The sequence below is a fragment of the Bradyrhizobium sp. 4 genome (assembly GCF_023100905.1).
Lineage (GTDB): Bacteria > Pseudomonadota > Alphaproteobacteria > Rhizobiales > Xanthobacteraceae > Bradyrhizobium.
The window spans coordinates 6,017,907-6,031,694 of the sequence record NZ_CP064686.1 but is presented as its reverse complement, the minus strand read 5'-3'; the positions used below and the strand labels follow the sequence as shown (position 1 = coordinate 6,031,694).

At 64.1% G+C, this 13,788-nt stretch carries 17 protein-coding genes and 1 riboswitch; of the genes, 5 read left to right on the top strand and 12 right to left on the bottom strand.

Features of this window, described 5'->3' with window-relative positions:
• Window positions 1-2: 2 nt before the first annotated feature.
• On the bottom strand, window positions 3-665 hold the full coding sequence (locus tag IVB45_RS28790; protein WP_247358563.1) for a glutathione S-transferase family protein: 663 nt from the start codon (window positions 663-665) through the stop codon (window positions 3-5).
• Window positions 666-1,005: 340 nt separating this feature from the next.
• On the opposite strand from IVB45_RS28790, the gene IVB45_RS28785 reads away from it, so the two are divergent.
• Window positions 1,006-1,443 carry a VOC family protein gene (locus IVB45_RS28785; protein WP_247358565.1) on the top strand — a complete coding sequence of 146 codons (438 nt, stop codon included), beginning with the start codon at window positions 1,006-1,008 and terminating at the stop codon, window positions 1,441-1,443.
• Window positions 1,444-1,530: 87 nt separating this feature from the next.
• Window positions 1,531-2,016: a DUF4262 domain-containing protein gene (locus IVB45_RS28780; RefSeq protein ID WP_247401721.1), complete on the top strand. Its 486-nt coding sequence runs from the start codon at window positions 1,531-1,533 to the stop codon at window positions 2,014-2,016.
• On the opposite strand, the gene IVB45_RS28775 is transcribed toward IVB45_RS28780, so the two are convergent.
• Window positions 1,989-2,528, bottom strand: a complete 540-nt coding sequence (locus tag IVB45_RS28775; protein ID WP_247359179.1) for a mismatch-specific DNA-glycosylase — start codon at window positions 2,526-2,528, stop codon at window positions 1,989-1,991. The genes IVB45_RS28780 and IVB45_RS28775 overlap by 28 nt on opposite strands.
• Before the next feature lie 415 nt (window positions 2,529-2,943).
• Here IVB45_RS28775 and IVB45_RS28770 point away from each other — a divergent pair, with 415 nt between their 5' ends.
• Window positions 2,944-3,132, top strand: a complete 189-nt coding sequence (locus IVB45_RS28770) for a hypothetical protein (protein ID WP_247358569.1) — start codon at window positions 2,944-2,946, stop codon at window positions 3,130-3,132.
• 124 nt (window positions 3,133-3,256) lie between these two features.
• On the opposite strand, the gene thiC is transcribed toward IVB45_RS28770, so the two are convergent.
• The 6 genes from thiC to IVB45_RS28740 form a co-directional block, all read right to left on the bottom strand.
• A complete protein-coding gene (gene thiC, locus IVB45_RS28765; protein ID WP_247358571.1) occupies window positions 3,257-5,155 on the bottom strand; it encodes a phosphomethylpyrimidine synthase ThiC in 1,899 nt (632 codons plus the stop codon).
• Between the two features lie 184 nt (window positions 5,156-5,339).
• Window positions 5,340-5,948, bottom strand: a complete 609-nt coding sequence (locus IVB45_RS28760) for a thiamine phosphate synthase (RefSeq protein ID WP_247358573.1) — start codon at window positions 5,946-5,948, stop codon at window positions 5,340-5,342.
• Complete coding sequence (locus IVB45_RS28755; protein ID WP_247358574.1) at window positions 5,935-6,717, bottom strand: thiazole synthase; 783 nt, start codon at window positions 6,715-6,717, stop codon at window positions 5,935-5,937. Before IVB45_RS28755 ends, IVB45_RS28760 begins: the two co-directional genes overlap by 14 nt.
• Before the next feature lie 178 nt (window positions 6,718-6,895).
• On the bottom strand, window positions 6,896-7,093 hold the full coding sequence (gene thiS / locus IVB45_RS28750) for a sulfur carrier protein ThiS (protein ID WP_027570647.1): 198 nt from the start codon (window positions 7,091-7,093) through the stop codon (window positions 6,896-6,898).
• Complete coding sequence (locus IVB45_RS28745) at window positions 7,084-8,109, bottom strand: FAD-dependent oxidoreductase (RefSeq protein ID WP_247358576.1); 1,026 nt, start codon at window positions 8,107-8,109, stop codon at window positions 7,084-7,086. The genes thiS and IVB45_RS28745 overlap by 10 nt, the downstream gene beginning before the upstream one ends.
• Window positions 8,097-8,225, bottom strand: a riboswitch (TPP riboswitch). (Overlaps the previous gene by 13 nt.)
• Before the next feature lie 51 nt (window positions 8,226-8,276).
• Window positions 8,277-8,825: a transglycosylase SLT domain-containing protein gene (locus tag IVB45_RS28740; RefSeq protein WP_247358578.1), complete on the bottom strand. Its 549-nt coding sequence runs from the start codon at window positions 8,823-8,825 to the stop codon at window positions 8,277-8,279.
• Window positions 8,826-9,068: 243 nt separating this feature from the next.
• Between IVB45_RS28740 and IVB45_RS28735 the strand changes: the two genes are divergently transcribed.
• Window positions 9,069-9,299: a hypothetical protein gene (locus IVB45_RS28735; protein WP_247358580.1), complete on the top strand. Its 231-nt coding sequence runs from the start codon at window positions 9,069-9,071 to the stop codon at window positions 9,297-9,299.
• Window positions 9,300-9,301: 2 nt separating this feature from the next.
• On the opposite strand, the gene IVB45_RS28730 is transcribed toward IVB45_RS28735, so the two are convergent.
• The gene (locus IVB45_RS28730; protein WP_247358582.1) at window positions 9,302-9,445 is read right to left on the bottom strand and encodes a hypothetical protein; all 144 of its coding nucleotides are present in this window, start codon (window positions 9,443-9,445) and stop codon (window positions 9,302-9,304) included.
• 140 nt (window positions 9,446-9,585) lie between these two features.
• Between IVB45_RS28730 and IVB45_RS28725 the strand changes: the two genes are divergently transcribed.
• On the top strand, window positions 9,586-10,131 hold the full coding sequence (locus tag IVB45_RS28725; RefSeq protein ID WP_027570651.1) for a PRC-barrel domain-containing protein: 546 nt from the start codon (window positions 9,586-9,588) through the stop codon (window positions 10,129-10,131).
• Between the two features lie 170 nt (window positions 10,132-10,301).
• Here the strand turns inward: IVB45_RS28725 and IVB45_RS28720 are convergent, their stop codons facing one another.
• From IVB45_RS28720 to IVB45_RS28710, 3 genes are all read right to left on the bottom strand, one after another.
• Complete coding sequence (locus IVB45_RS28720; protein ID WP_247358584.1) at window positions 10,302-11,516, bottom strand: ABC transporter substrate-binding protein; 1,215 nt, start codon at window positions 11,514-11,516, stop codon at window positions 10,302-10,304.
• A gap of 165 nt (window positions 11,517-11,681) precedes the next feature.
• Complete coding sequence (locus IVB45_RS28715; RefSeq protein WP_018454162.1) at window positions 11,682-12,512, bottom strand: ABC transporter permease; 831 nt, start codon at window positions 12,510-12,512, stop codon at window positions 11,682-11,684.
• On the bottom strand, window positions 12,509-13,771 hold the full coding sequence (locus IVB45_RS28710) for an ABC transporter permease (protein ID WP_247358585.1): 1,263 nt from the start codon (window positions 13,769-13,771) through the stop codon (window positions 12,509-12,511). The genes IVB45_RS28715 and IVB45_RS28710 overlap by 4 nt, the downstream gene beginning before the upstream one ends.
• Window positions 13,772-13,788 lie beyond the last annotated feature (17 nt).

The window sequence follows — 13,788 nt, the reverse complement described above, 5'->3', positions numbered from 1 at the left end:
CGCTAACTGCCCTGCGAACCCTTCGATGCGGCGGTGAAAACCGCCAATTGCGCGTCGAACGCGCGCCTGAAAGCGGGCCGTGCTTCGCCGCGGGCGACGTAGGCGGCGATTTCTGGATATTCGTCCAGCAGGCCTGACGCGTTCAACCGGCGCAGCACCGTCACCATCATGAGATCGCCGGCGCTGAACGCACCGTCGAGCCAGTCGGCATCGCCGAGGCGGCGGGACAATTCGCCGAGCCTGACACGGACGCGATCCTGCAGCATGGGCAGCCGCTCCGCGTACCAGCTCTTGTCGCGCTCGAACAGCATGGCCATCCCGAGCTCGACGGTCGGCGGCTCCAGCGTGCTCAGCGCGGCAAACATCCACGCGATCGCGCGGGCGCGGGAGTGCGGCTCGGTCGGCAGCAGCCCGGCATGGCGCTCGGCGATATGGAGCACGATGGCGCCGGACTCGAACAAGGCGAGATCGCCGTCCTCATAGGTCGGAATCTGCCCGAACGGATGCAGGGAGAGATGCGCGGGCGCCTTCATGTCCTCGAACGAAACCAGACGCACGTCGTAAGGCTGGCCGACCTCCTCGAGCGCCCAGCGCACCCGCATGTCGCGGGCCTGTCCGCGGCCGCGGTCGGGCGAGTTGGCGAAGCCGGTGATGGTGGGGGGCATGGGAGGTCTCCATTCGTCGTCATTGCGAGCGCAGCGAAGCAATCCAGACTACAACCGAGGAGACAGTCTGGATTGCTTCGTCGCAAGGGCTCCTCGCAATGACGAGGTTTGTGGCAGCGCGCCCCTCACAGATCACGATGCCAGCGAGGTGTTCGGTTCAGCGCTTTGCGTCCAGAGGACGAACGACCGGCGCGGATTCCGACAGATTATCTCGTTTTTTGCTCGCGCACTGTCGGGGTTGAAAAATTCCACGTCTCATGTCGGAACGTCCCGCGCAGCCTCGTCCTTGGAACATCGGCGCGCCGCCGCGCGCCCGCCCGAGGCAAAAGGATATCCGTTCATGACCTCCATCACGCCGTTTCTCTGGTTCGACAACAACGTGCCGGAGGCCGTCGCCTTCTACAAATCGGTGTTCCCCAACGCCAAGGTTGAGACCGTCAGCGACTTCATGGCGGTGTTCGAGCTCGAAGGCCAGCGCTTCAACGCGCTCAATGGCGGGCCGCAATACAAGTTCAACGAAGCGGTGTCGTTCTTCGTCAGCGTGGAGACGCAGGCGGAAGTCGACTATTTCTGGGACAGGCTCACCGCCGACGGCGGCGAGGAATCCCGCTGCGGCTGGCTCAAGGACAAGTTCGGCCTGTCCTGGCAGGTGATCCCATCAGCGCTCGGCCGCTACCTCGGCGATCCCGACCGCAGCAAGGCGAACCGTGTCATGCAGGCGATGATGCAGATGAGGAAGATCGTGATTGTGGATCTGGATAGGGCGTATGCGGGGTGAGGGGCTGAAGGATGTAGTTTGCAGACGCGAGGTGGTGGGTTACGCTGCGCTCACCCACCCCGCGAACCCCAGGTCCGAGACCTGCCCATGCTGGATAGTTTCGTATGGCCCGAGCCGGACGGGGCTCCCGACGAGATACTGTTCCGCAACGTTCGGGAACACGGCTGCCATCTGATGGGCATCGCCGCTGCGGCGCAGACCCCGGCTTATGTTTTCTCGATTGGCCTCTACCTCAACTACGCGCACGCCGAACTGGTCTTGTTCGGGCTCGACCCCAAAGACGCTTGCGCCGTCATCAACGCCGTTCGCGACCGAGCCGCAGCCGGACGGCGCTACGTCGCGGGCGACGTTTGCGACGACCTTCCGCTCGAGCGTAAGGTCTGCTTCGTCGAGGTGCCGCTCAGGGCCTATGAAGCCTATCTCGGCACGGCGATCTGGTTCTATGCAAGATTGCTGCGGCCGTTTCCCTGCCTTCAGATCGTATGGCCGGATCGCGAGGGACGGTTTCCTTGGGAAGCGGGGTACGATGTGAGTCTCAAAACGTATCAACCGGTGTTGAGATCGTTTTCCTGAAGCTTGCCGATCCACTCGGCCAAATCGTGCCACGGCTCCAATGTCCAATGCCCGGACGCCGCGCCCGACGGCGAGGGCAGCACGAACACCTCAGGCAAAATCTCATCGCGCTTCTGCCGCCCCAGCGCAATCACGCTCGACGGCCTGCCATAAAACAAGCTCGCGGCCTTCTTGCTCGTGAACGCAATAGTCCTCGGGCGATACTTCTCGATCTTGGCCCTGAATCCCGGCACGTCGATCGTCTCAGCCGCGATCTGGTGATCCATCCCGGCGCCCGACTTGGAGAGATCGGTGAAGCCGATCCCGAGCTCGAGCAAGCTTGCGAACTCGCCCGGCTGATAGCGCCGCGGCGTGATCCCGGCCTCATCGATCGCACGCCAGAAGCGGTTGCCGGGATGGGCGTAGTAGTGCCCGAGCTCGGCCGAGCGCGTGCTGGCGGCGGTGCCGACGAAGACGAGGCGGAGATTGGGGCGGAGTTGATCCGGGAGGCGGTGGGGGAATGTATCGGGCAGGTCAATTATCCGCGGCTGTAGCCCGCATGAGCGGAGCGATATGCGGGATGGCAAAGACCCGGATGTCGCTGCGCTCATCCGGGCTACGCTTGCTGGCGTTAGTCCGATTTGCGCGTCACACGCAACGCCCGAGCCGCTTCTAGTTCATAAATTCCGTTAGTGCAGTGTCCTGTCAAAAGATCGAGGCTGAATGATATCCAAGAGTCTCCAATGGGAGACCATGCCTCGCCGGTGAGCATGGTTCTTGAACATTTATCTTGCGGAAGCCATCCCACGAAATCTGCGGACTATTCCATCGCAAATTATCTGACCGAATTGCGCTGAAATCGACCGACCCTTGGAAAACGACTAATCCAAGAGCCGGTACGGCAATTGCACGCGCAGTGTCACTTGCAATGCGATCTCGAACGGCGTGGTGTTCCGGATCGATAATGCAAGTATCGCCGCGAGCGACAACGATCACGTCTCTTCCGTTGGGATGATCGAGCACAGTCGTGTAATCGAAGATGCCTCCCACGAAATTGCCGATCCATGGATCGGAATCGTTGGGATAGAAGCGGACTACCAAACCTTCCCGAAATTCGCGCTCACCGCGCCCGGTTAAAGAGATGGCCGGAGGTCCGTACGGTGGTAGTCCTGGTAGTATTTCAAACCGCATGGGCTGTTCGTATTGCGTTTCCAACTTTGGGGGCGACGACCGTCGCCCCCAGAATTCGCACGGGCGCCCCTCACAACACCCGATTGCTCTCCTTCACCTTCTCCGCATCGAGATACAAGCTCTCGCCCATCTCCTTGAACTTCGCGCTCATCTGCTTCATGCCGTCTTCGGCCGTCCCGCTCATCGACATCCCCACGCCGTTGGGATCGTTCAGCGTCGCCGCATAGTCCCGCACGTCCTGCGTGATCTTCATCGAGCAGAATTTTGGACCGCACATCGAGCAGAAATGCGCGACCTTGTGGGCTTCCTTCGGCAGGGTCTCGTCGTGGAAGTTCTTTGCGGTCTCGGGATCGAGGCCGAGGTTGAACTGGTCGCTCCAGCGGAAGTCGAAACGGGCGCGGGACAGCGCGTCGTCGCGCAGCTGGGCGGCCGGGTGACCCTTGGCCAGATCGGAGGCGTGGGCGGCGATCTTGTAGGTGATGACGCCGACCTTGACGTCGTTGCGGTCGGGTAGCCCAAGATGCTCCTTTGGCGTGACGTAGCAGAGCATGGCGCAGCCGAACCAGCCGATCATGGCCGCGCCGATGCCTGAGGTGATGTGGTCGTAGCCCGGCGCGATGTCGGTGGTCAGGGGCCCGAGGGTGTAGAACGGCGCCTCGCCGCACTCCTTGAGCTGCTTGTCCATGTTGATCTTGATCTTGTGCATCGGCACGTGGCCGGGACCCTCGATCATGACCTGGCAGCCCTTGTCCCACGCGATCTTCGTGAGTTCTCCGAGCGTCTCCAACTCGGCGAACTGCGCGCGGTCGTTGGCGTCGGCGATCGAGCCCGGACGCAGGCCGTCGCCGAGCGAGAACGAGACGTCATACTTGCGCATGAGATCGCAGATCTCGTCGAAATGGGTGTAGAGGAAGCTTTCCTTGTGATGCGCCAGGCACCACTTCGCCATGATCGAGCCACCGCGGCTGACGATGCCGGTGACGCGGTTGGCGGTGAGGTGGATGTATTGCAGGCGCACGCCGGCGTGGATGGTGAAATAGTCGACGCCCTGCTCGCACTGCTCGATCAGCGTGTCCTTGTAGAGCTCCCAGGTCAGCTTGACCGGATCGCCGTCGCACTTCTCCAGCGCCTGATAAATCGGAACGGTCCCGATCGGCACCGGCGCGTTGCGCAAAATCCATTCGCGGGTGGTGTGGATGTTGCGGCCCGTCGAGAGGTCCATCACGGTGTCGGCGCCCCAGCGGATCGCCCACACCATCTTCTCGACCTCTTCCTCGACCGACGACGTCACCGCCGAATTGCCGATATTGGCGTTGATCTTGGTGAGGAAGTTGCGGCCGATGATCATCGGCTCGAGTTCGCTGTGATTGATGTTGCAGGGGATGATGGCGCGGCCGCGCGCGATCTCGCTGCGGACGAACTCCGGGGTGATGAACGCGGGGACTTCCGCGCCAAAGCTTTCGCCGTCGGCAAGGGCTGCTTCCGCACGCTCGAGCTGCTCTTTGCGGCCGAGGTTTTCGCGCGCGGCGACGTAGATCATCTCCTTGGTGATGATGCCGGCGCGGGCGAATTCGAGCTGCGTGATCTTGTGGCCGTCGAGGCCGCGCAGCGGCTGGTGATAGGCCGAGAAGGCGCGCGCGGCCTTGTCGGTTGAGACGCTGCCATTGTCCTCCGGCTTGATCTGCCGGCCCTGATATTCCTCGACGCCGCCGCGCTCCAGCACCCAGGCCTTGCGGCCGCGCGCGAGACCGGCGTTGACGTCGATGGTCACGCTCGGGTCGGTGTAGGGGCCGGAGGTGTCGTAGACCGGCAGGTTCGGCTCGCCGGCGCCTTCGGACAGGATGATCTCGCGCAGCGGCACGCGCAGGTCGGGCGCGGCATCGGGCGAGGCGAAGATTTTTCGCGACGAGGGCAGCGGGCCGGTGGTGACGGCGGGGACAGTCTTGTCGGGGTTGGAGCGGATGTTCATGGGATCCTCCTTGAGTTCGTTGATGTCGTTGCGCGTGCGTCAATTGCGACTGTCATCCCCGCGAAGGCGGGGATCCAGTACTCCGAGACGGTGCGGCTCAAGCCGAGAAGCCGCGGCGTACTGGATCGCCCGGTCAAGCCGGGCGATGACGACGGAGTGTGTGGATGGCCTGGGAGGTGAAGCATCATGCGGCCTCCTTGGACAGGCCGAGCCATTGCCGCACCCGCGCATCCGGGTCGGCATTCTGGGTGATGTCTGAAACAACGGCGATGGAATCCGCGCCGGCGGCAAAGATCTCCGCGGCGTGCTCGAACTTGATGCCACCGATCGCGACCAGCGGGATATTGCCGATGCGCTTCTTCCATTCCGTGATCTTCGGAATGCCCTGCGGTTCGAAGCGCATCGATTTGAGCGTGGTGAAGAAGATCGGACCCAGCGCGACATAATCGGGCTCGGCGGCGAGCGCGGTGTCCAGCTCGTCCTCGTCATGGGTGGAGATGCCGAGCGACAGGCCGGCCTCGCGGATGGCAGCGAGGTCGGCGTCGGCCAAGTCCTCCTGGCCGAGATGCAGGTATTTCGCGCCGGCGACGATCGCGGCGCGCCAATAGTCGTTGACGACGAGCTTGGCCTGCGTGCCCGCGGTGATCGCGAGCGCGTCGGTGACCATCTGCAGCGACCGGGAGTCGTCGAGGTCCTTGGCGCGCAGCTGGATGGTGCCGACGCCGAGCCTGGTCAGGCGCTCGACCCAGGCGAGGCTGTCGACGACGGGATAGAAGCGATCAGGATACGGCATGCCAAAAGGGTGTCCCAACGACAGGGGTGGAAGGGGAGGCGAAATCGCGGGCGTTCATCAGCCCGGCCTCAAAAGCGGTGCGGCCGGCATCGATCCCGAGGCGGAAGGCGTTGGCCATGGCGACCGGATCGGCGGCTTTGGCGATGGCGGTGTTGAGCAGCACGGCGTCGTAGCCAAGCTCGAGCGCTTCGGCCGCATGCGACGGCGCGCCGATGCCGGCGTCGACCACCAGCGTGATATCGGGCAGCCGCTCGCGCATCAGCTTGAGCGCGTCACGGTTGGTGATGCCTTTTGCGCTGCCGATCGGCGCGGCCCACGGCATCACCACCTTGCAGCCGGCATCGACCAGGCGGTTCGCAACCGAAAGATCCTCGGTGCAATAGGGGAACACTTCAAAGCCGTCCTTGATCAGGAGGCTTGCTGCCTCGACCAGGCCGACGACGTCGGGCTGCAGCGTGTCGTTGTCGGCGATGACTTCGAGCTTGATCCAGCTCGTTCCGAACAATTCGCGTGCGAGCTTGGCGGTGGTCACTGCCTCGCGCACGCTGCGGCAGCCGGCGGTGTTCGGCAGCACGGTGACGTCGAGCTCGCGGATCAGATTCCAGAACGCGTCCCCAGTCTTGCCGCCGGCGGATTCGCGCCGCAGCGACACCGTGACGATGTTCGAGCCCGAGGCGCGGATCGCCGCCTGCATGATCGCAGGCGAGGGATAGAGCGCGCTGCCGATCAGGAGGCGGGAGGGGAAGGTTTTGCCGTAGAAGGTCACCATGTCGGTGTCTCCTCGATTGACGGAGTCATCCCCGCGAAGGCGGGGATCCAGTACGCCGCGGCCGTGCGGCTGGAGCCGAGACGCCGCGGCGTACTGGATCGCCCGGTCAAGCCGGGCGATGACGGCGGAGTGTGGGGCGCTCGCCGGGACGACGAAAGGAAACAGTGTGCCATCCCCATCACCCTCCCTGCCGCGGCGTGATGATCTCGATCTCGTCGCCGGGCTTGAGATGGGTCTCGGCCCAGCGGCTCTTCGGCACGACGTCGTAGTTGAGCGCGATCGCGAAATGAGTGCCTTCGTAGTCGAGCTCGCTGAGCAGCGCGTCGACGCTGGCCGAATTGATCTCGCGCTGCTCGCCGTTCACGATCACGCGCATTGCATCACCTCATTGTCGATCTGGCCGCGCTCGACAAAGCTCAGCGTCAGCTCGGCCAGAACAGGCGCGATCAGGAAGCCGTGGCGGTAGAGGCCGTTCACGCTGATCGTGCCGTCACGGATGCCGATGCGCGGCAGATTGTCGGGAAAAGCGGGGCGCAGGCCGGAGCCGAATTCGACGATGCGGGCCTCGCCGAAGGCGGGGTGCACGGCATAGGCCGCGCCCAACAGCTCCAGCGCCGAGCGCACGCTGACGCCGGTGTCCTCGGCCTCGATCGAGGTCGCGCCCAGCATGAACAGATTGTCCTCGCGCGGGATCACATAGAGCGGCCAGCGCGGATGGATCAGCCGCACCGGGCGCGCGAGCTGCACCTCGGCGGTTTCGATCAGGATCATCTCGCCCTTGACGCCGCGAAGCTCCGGCTGCTCGTCGCGCGCAGAAAGGCCGCGGCAGTCGATCACGATGCCTTCAGGATCAAGTTTTGCGAGTTCGGCCGCGGCGACATCACTTTCGAATTTGATGGTGCCGCCGGCGGCGCGGATGCGCTCGTGCAGTTTCGGCAGCACGCGGCGCGGCTCGACATGACCCTCGGTCGGGAAGAACAGCGCGTCGCGGAAGCGGCCTTCGAGCGACGGCTCGAGCTCGGCAAGGCCGGCGGCATCGAGCCGGCGATGGCCTTCGGTCATCCGGGCGAAACGCTCGAAGTCGTTGCGCTCGCGCGGGTGGGCGACGACCAGCGAGCCGTTGAAAGGCGTGTCGGGCAGCTCGCGCCGCCAGATGTCGAGCGAGCGCAGGCCGAGGCGGCTGATGATGGGTTCGGAGACTTCCGCCTCGCAATAGGGCGCGAGCATGCCGCCAGCCCAATGGCTGGTGGCATCGGTCATGTCGGAGTCACCGCGCTCGTGCAGGGTGACGGCGTGGCCGGCCTGCGCGAACAGCAAGGCCTGCCAAGCGCCCGCAATGCCTGCGCCGATGATGGATACCGGGGAATCCGGTCGCTTGGTCGTCTGCAACATCCCTGTCCCTTCGCCGGCATGACCCGGATCAGGTTCAAAGGGTCACCGCGGTCCTGGGCGGATTTGCCCATTTAGCGGTATCTCAGCTCCTCCTCGGAGCACCCCTCGGAACGGCTCTAATGTATGCCAGCAGGGCTGGGTGGTCAACGCGCTTGGTGCGACCGCGCTTACCTGGGCGCCTGCGCCCGGGCGTTGCGGACGCGCTGGGCGAGCTTGCGGTGCGGGACGCTGCCGAACATCGGCTGCGGATTGCCGTTTGGCTCGAGCCAAGGGGCGCCCATATTGGCCTCGCCCATGTTGGCGACCTGCACGGCCTCCTGCCGCTGGCGCTTTGCGGCGTAGTAATAGCCGCCGGCGAAATAACGAACGGCCCGGGCGTGATCGCCACTGGCGGCGTGATAGGCGCCGGCGAGATATTTCACGGCATAGGTGAGGTTGGTGTTGGGATCGCGCAGACCGGCGGCGTCGCCGGTGTAACCGACCCCGCGGGCGGTCGCGAGCTTGATCTGCATCAGTCCGATGGTGCCGCCATGGCCGACCAGGCCGGGCTGGTAGCGGCTTTCGCGCATGATGACGCGATGCACCAGCGCCTCCGGCACGCCGTTGGCGCGCGCATGGGCCGCGACCATCTCGGCGTACTCCGCCTGACCCGCGAATGCGGCCTGCGGCAAAGTCAGTCCGGCCGCGAGCAGCGCGGCGACACGTAAAATTTTCATCAGATATCCCGGAGGTCCTGAGACTGATTGAAGGCCGGCGCCCGGCTGCCGTTTAGGCCCCCGAACGCGGCGATGATGTGACCAAGCGCCGCCGTTAACGTTTCCGCGGCGCCGAGCCGCTGTGACGACTCACTGCTGGCGCCAGAGTTCCCTCAGGCGGACGAACTCGCGACAGCAGGCCTGTCTATTCGCATGTGCGGACGAAAGCGAGTATGTCACGGCCAGCGAATCGGGAGAGGTGCCATGACAAAATCAACCATGGTCAAAGCCCACAGTGGCGACATGTCAGAACACGATTTGCCCAGAAACAACCCCTGTGCCCAATGCGGCACGCTGATCCCGAGGCCCGACTGGATCGAGCCGGGCGAAGGGCGCGTCTCCTATCTCTGGACGTGCCACGCCTGCAATTATCGCTTCGAGGCGATTGCGATCTTCGACGAGGCCGCCCTCGAGCACCCGCCGCTCGCTGCCTGAGGTTAGGCCGCAAGCCGCGGCTGCTGCCATGCCTGCAATTGCATCCGCACGATCAGCCCACCCGGCTCTCGGCCGTGCAGCGACAGCTCGCCGTCATATGCGATCGCGCGCGCCGCGTGATCGTCGAGGGGAATCGTGCGCTGCAAAATGTTCCTGAGTGACTTAGGAACAAACGCACGCGGCTTCGATACTCGCGCAGCACGCGACGAAATTGCAGCACGCGCGGAACTGGGACTGATCCGAGCTGTTTTCTCCGCACGAGTTTTCTGCTGAAGGAGAGGACAATATGTTGATGAAATCGATCGCGGCCGGTCTCGCCGGTACCGCACTGCTCGCAACCGTTGCGTTCGCGCAAAATCCGACCGCCACCACCGACAAGGCGCCGGCTGCCGCCGCCTCGACGACCACCACGACCGCGTCGGGACAGTGGCGTACGTCCAAGATGGACGGCATCAAGGTCTATAACGACGCCAACGAGAACATCGGCTCGATCAACGATCTGCTGATGGACAAGAGCGGCAACATCAAGATCGCCGTGATCGGCGTCGGCGGCTTCCTCGGCCTGGGCGAGCATCTGGTTGCCGTGCCCTATGAGAAGCTGAAGTTCGTCAACGAGGCCGTCGCCTACACCGGCGCTGCCGGGAACAACCCGAACAGCGCAGCCAACCGGCCCGCGGCGACCACCACGACGGGCGCCGCGACGGGCACCGACAACAAGCCCGCGACGACAACGACCGCCACGTCCTCGTCGAAATGGTATCCGGACCACGCCGTGTTCAATGCGAGCAAGGATGAGCTGAAGAACATGCCCGAGTTCAAGTACTCGGAGTAACGCGGCTCTGAACGGCTAAACGAAGCGCGCCCGGTTTTTGCCGGGCGCGCTGTCGTGTGTTTTTTCGCCTCCGGTCATTGCGAGGAGCTCTTGCGACGAAGCAATCCAGGCTGCCACCGCGGAAGCATTTCTGGATTGCGTCGCTTCGCTCGCAATGACGGAGAATGTCCCTAGTTTCCCTTCACCAGCGGGCAGCCGCCCTTGTCGAGCGGGCGGAAGGCCTCGTCGCCGGGCACGGTGGCGATCAGCTTGTAGAGGTCCCACTCGCCCTTGGAGTCCTCGGGCTTCTTGACCTCGAACAGATACATGTCGTGGACCATGCGGCCGTCGATGCGGATCTTGCCGTTCTTGGCGAAGAAGTCGTTGACCGGCGTTTTGCGCATCTGCTCCATCACCTTCGGTGCCTCGTCGGTCTTGATGGCGTCGATCGCCTTCAAATAATGCATGGTCGCCGAATAGAGCCCCGCCTGGATCATGGTCGGCATGTGGCCGACCTTCTCGTTGAAACGCTTGGAGAACGCGCGCGTCTCCTCGTTGGTGTCCCAGTAGAACGCGTCGGTGATGATCAGGCCTTGCGTCGACTTGATGCCGAGCGAATGAACGTCGGTGATCTCCATAAGCAAGGCGATCATCTTCTGGCCGCCCTCCGTCAGGCCGAACTCGGCCGCCTGTTTCAGCGCATTGGTGGTGTCGCCGCCGGCATTGGCCAGCGCGACCACCTTGGCCTTGGAAGCCTGGGCCTGGAGCAGGAACGAGGAGAAGTCCGACGAGTTGAGCGGATGGCGGACCTCGCCGAGCACCTTGCCGCCGCTCTCCTTGACGACGTTGGCGGCGTCGCGCTGCAGCGCCATGCCGAAGGCGTAGTCGGCGGTGACGAAGAACCAGGTGTCCTCGCCGCGCTTGACCATGGCTCGGCCTGCGACGTTCGACAGCGCATAGGTGTCGTAGGTCCAGTGCACCGTGTTGGGCGAGCAGGCGACGCCCGTGATATCGGATGAACCGCCGCCGGAATTGATGTGGATCTTGTTCTTCTCGCGCGTCAGCGCCGAGATCGGCAGTGCCACGGACGAGGTCGGCACGTCGAAGATCGCGTCGACCTTGTCGTTGTCGTACCAGTTGCGGGCGATGTTGACGCCGACGTCGGGCTTGTTCTGGTGATCGGCGGAGACCACTGCGACAGGCTTGCCCGCGACCTTGGCGCCGTAATCGGCGACCGCCATCTCGACGGCAGCGAGCGAGCCTTTGCCGGTCGCGTCCGCATAGAGGCTCGACATGTCCGTGAGCACGCCGATCTTGACGACGTCGTCGGAAATCTGCGCCTGCGCGGCGCCTGGCGTGGCGGCGAGAGCGAGACCGGCCGCGATCGCGGCGATGAGTTTTTGCATTTTGTTTTTCTCCCTCAGCGTTGTTGTTTGGGCTTTGTTGCGGGAGCCGTTCTAACGACAATCGGTCGCGGGAGCAAAGCCCGGAATGCGCGAGGAGGGTTGAGAAATAAGCAGGGCGCTGCGGTGTTTTTGCCCTCTCCCCGCAAGCAGGGAGGGGGAGAAGTCTCACGCGCTGCTGCCCTTGAGCCGTTCGTTGCGTCGGCGCAAGCCTTCCAGGGTGGCGAGCAGGATGACCGAGACCGTCGTCAGGATCACCGCCGCGGCCGTGATGGTCGGGCTGATGTTCTCGCGGATGCCGCTGAACATCTCGCGCGGCAGGGTCCGCTGTTCCGGACCTGCCATGAACAGCACGATCACCACCTCATCGAAGCTGGTCGCGAAGGCGAACAGCGCCCCCGATGCCACGCCGGGCAGGATCAGCGGCAGGATCACGCGGCGGAACGCGTCGAGCGGCGAGGCACCGAGCGAGGCGGCGGCGCGCGCCAGATTGGTGTCGAAGCTCTGCAGCGTCGCGCCGACCGTGATCACGACGAAGGGCGTCGCCAGCGCGGTGTGGGCCAGGATCAAGCCGAGATAGCTGCCGGTCAGTCCGATCGGCGCGAAGAAGAAATACAGGCCAACCGCGGTGATGACGCCGGGCACGACGACCGGCGATAGCACGAAGGCCAGCACGAGCGGCTTGAACCGGCTCTTCCACTGCGCCAGCCCCAGCGCCGCCAGCGTGCCAAGCACCATCGACAGCAGGGTCGAGGCCACACCAATGATCATGCTGTTCTTCAGCGAATTCATCCAGCGCGGCGAATTGATGAAGTCGTCATACCAGCGCAGGGAGAGGCCCGGCAGCGGATAGGTGAGGTACGAGCCCGAGCTGAAGGACAGCGGCATGATCGCAAGGATCGGCGCGATCAGGAAGATGAACACCAGCGTGGAAATCACGATGGTCGCGGTCCACGCGATACGCTGGCTCGGTGTGCGGATGGAGGAATTGTCGCTCAATTCTTCATCCCTCCCGTGACCTGCTGTCCCTGCACCAGCTTTCCATAGACGAGCGCGAGCAGAATAGTGGCGAGCAGCAGCACCGCACCCAGTGCCGACGCAAGGCCCCAATTGGCCGTCTCGGTGGTGTAGAGCGCGATGAAGTAGCTGATCATTTGATCGGCGGCGCCGCCGACGAGTGCCGGCGTGATGTAATAGCCGAGCGCCAGGATGAAGACGAGCAGGCTTCCCGCGCCGATGCCGGGCAGGGTTTGAGGCAGGTAGATCCGCAGGAAGGCGGTGAGGGGTGGTGCACCGAGCGAGGCGGCGGCACGCATGTAAGCAGGCGAGATTGCCTTCATGCTGCTGTACAGCGGCAGGATCATGAACGGCAGCAGGACGTGGGTCATGGCCACGCAGACACCGAAGCGGTTGTAGATCAGGCGCAACGGCGCATCGATGATGCCAAGCCAGAGCAGGCTGTCGTTCACGACGCCTTTGCCCTGCAGCAGAACGATCCAGGCGCAGGTGCGGACCAGCAGCGACGTCCAGAACGGCAGCAGGACGAAGATCATCAGCAGGTTCGACCGGCCGGGCGGCAGCGCCGCCAGCAGGTAGGCGACCGGGAAGCCGAGGATCAGGCAAAGTGCCGTGACACTGAGGCTGATGAGGAAGGTGCGGACGAAAACGTCGCGGTAGATGGCCTGATCCGGCGGTGCTGCGATAATCCCGCCGTCCGCGTTCCGCGTCAGATCGAGCGCCGACAAAAGGTAGAAGCCGGTCACGGGGCCACTGGCGTCCTTGATCGTGGTCCAGGTGGCGCGTTCGCGCCAGGCCGGATTGATCTTGCCCAGCGTCTCCTTGGCCGTGCCGGGCTCGGGCGCAGTCTTCAGGTTGCGTGCGGTGGTGGTCAGGATGGTGCGGAAGCCGTTCAGTGCGTAATTGAGCCGCTTGGCCGCAATCGCAATGGTGCCGGAAGCGCGCGCCGCCATGATGTCGCCCGCCAGCGCCGCGTAGGCCTTTTCGTCCGGCAGATCCCTGCCGTCCCAACTGGCGAGAGCCGCGATGGTCTGAGGCAGAACCAGACGCACCTCCCGGTCATCGACGGCGCGCCACAGCATGCCGGCGATGGGCCCAGCGAAGGTGAAGAGCAGGAAGACGAGAAGCGGCAGCACCAGCGCCAATGCCTTGACCTGGCGTGCGCGCTCCGCCCGCCGCAATCGGCGCTTGAGCGGCACCTCGGTCGACGCATCGGCGCCGGTCAAGAGCGCATCCGTCATTCGTGTTGCCTTCGGTC

Bases quoted from the DNA above. Each gene is read 5' to 3' on its own strand.
- IVB45_RS28790 (WP_247358563.1), bottom strand. From the start codon at position 665: ATGCCCCCCACCATCACCGGCTTCGCCAACTCGCCCGACCGCGGCCGC.
- IVB45_RS28785 (WP_247358565.1), top strand. From the start codon at position 1,006: ATGACCTCCATCACGCCGTTTCTCTGGTTCGACAACAACGTGCCGGAG.
- IVB45_RS28780 (WP_247401721.1), top strand. From the start codon at position 1,531: ATGCTGGATAGTTTCGTATGGCCCGAGCCGGACGGGGCTCCCGACGAG.
- thiC (WP_247358571.1), bottom strand. From the start codon at position 5,155: ATGAACATCCGCTCCAACCCCGACAAGACTGTCCCCGCCGTCACCACC.
- IVB45_RS28760 (WP_247358573.1), bottom strand. From the start codon at position 5,948: ATGCCGTATCCTGATCGCTTCTATCCCGTCGTCGACAGCCTCGCCTGG.
- IVB45_RS28755 (WP_247358574.1), bottom strand. From the start codon at position 6,717: ATGGTGACCTTCTACGGCAAAACCTTCCCCTCCCGCCTCCTGATCGGC.
- thiS (WP_027570647.1), bottom strand. From the start codon at position 7,093: ATGCGCGTGATCGTGAACGGCGAGCAGCGCGAGATCAATTCGGCCAGC.
- IVB45_RS28745 (WP_247358576.1), bottom strand. From the start codon at position 8,109: ATGTTGCAGACGACCAAGCGACCGGATTCCCCGGTATCCATCATCGGC.
- IVB45_RS28740 (WP_247358578.1), bottom strand. From the start codon at position 8,825: ATGAAAATTTTACGTGTCGCCGCGCTGCTCGCGGCCGGACTGACTTTG.
- IVB45_RS28735 (WP_247358580.1), top strand. From the start codon at position 9,069: ATGACAAAATCAACCATGGTCAAAGCCCACAGTGGCGACATGTCAGAA.
- IVB45_RS28725 (WP_027570651.1), top strand. From the start codon at position 9,586: ATGTTGATGAAATCGATCGCGGCCGGTCTCGCCGGTACCGCACTGCTC.
- IVB45_RS28720 (WP_247358584.1), bottom strand. From the start codon at position 11,516: ATGCAAAAACTCATCGCCGCGATCGCGGCCGGTCTCGCTCTCGCCGCC.
- IVB45_RS28710 (WP_247358585.1), bottom strand. From the start codon at position 13,771: ATGACGGATGCGCTCTTGACCGGCGCCGATGCGTCGACCGAGGTGCCG.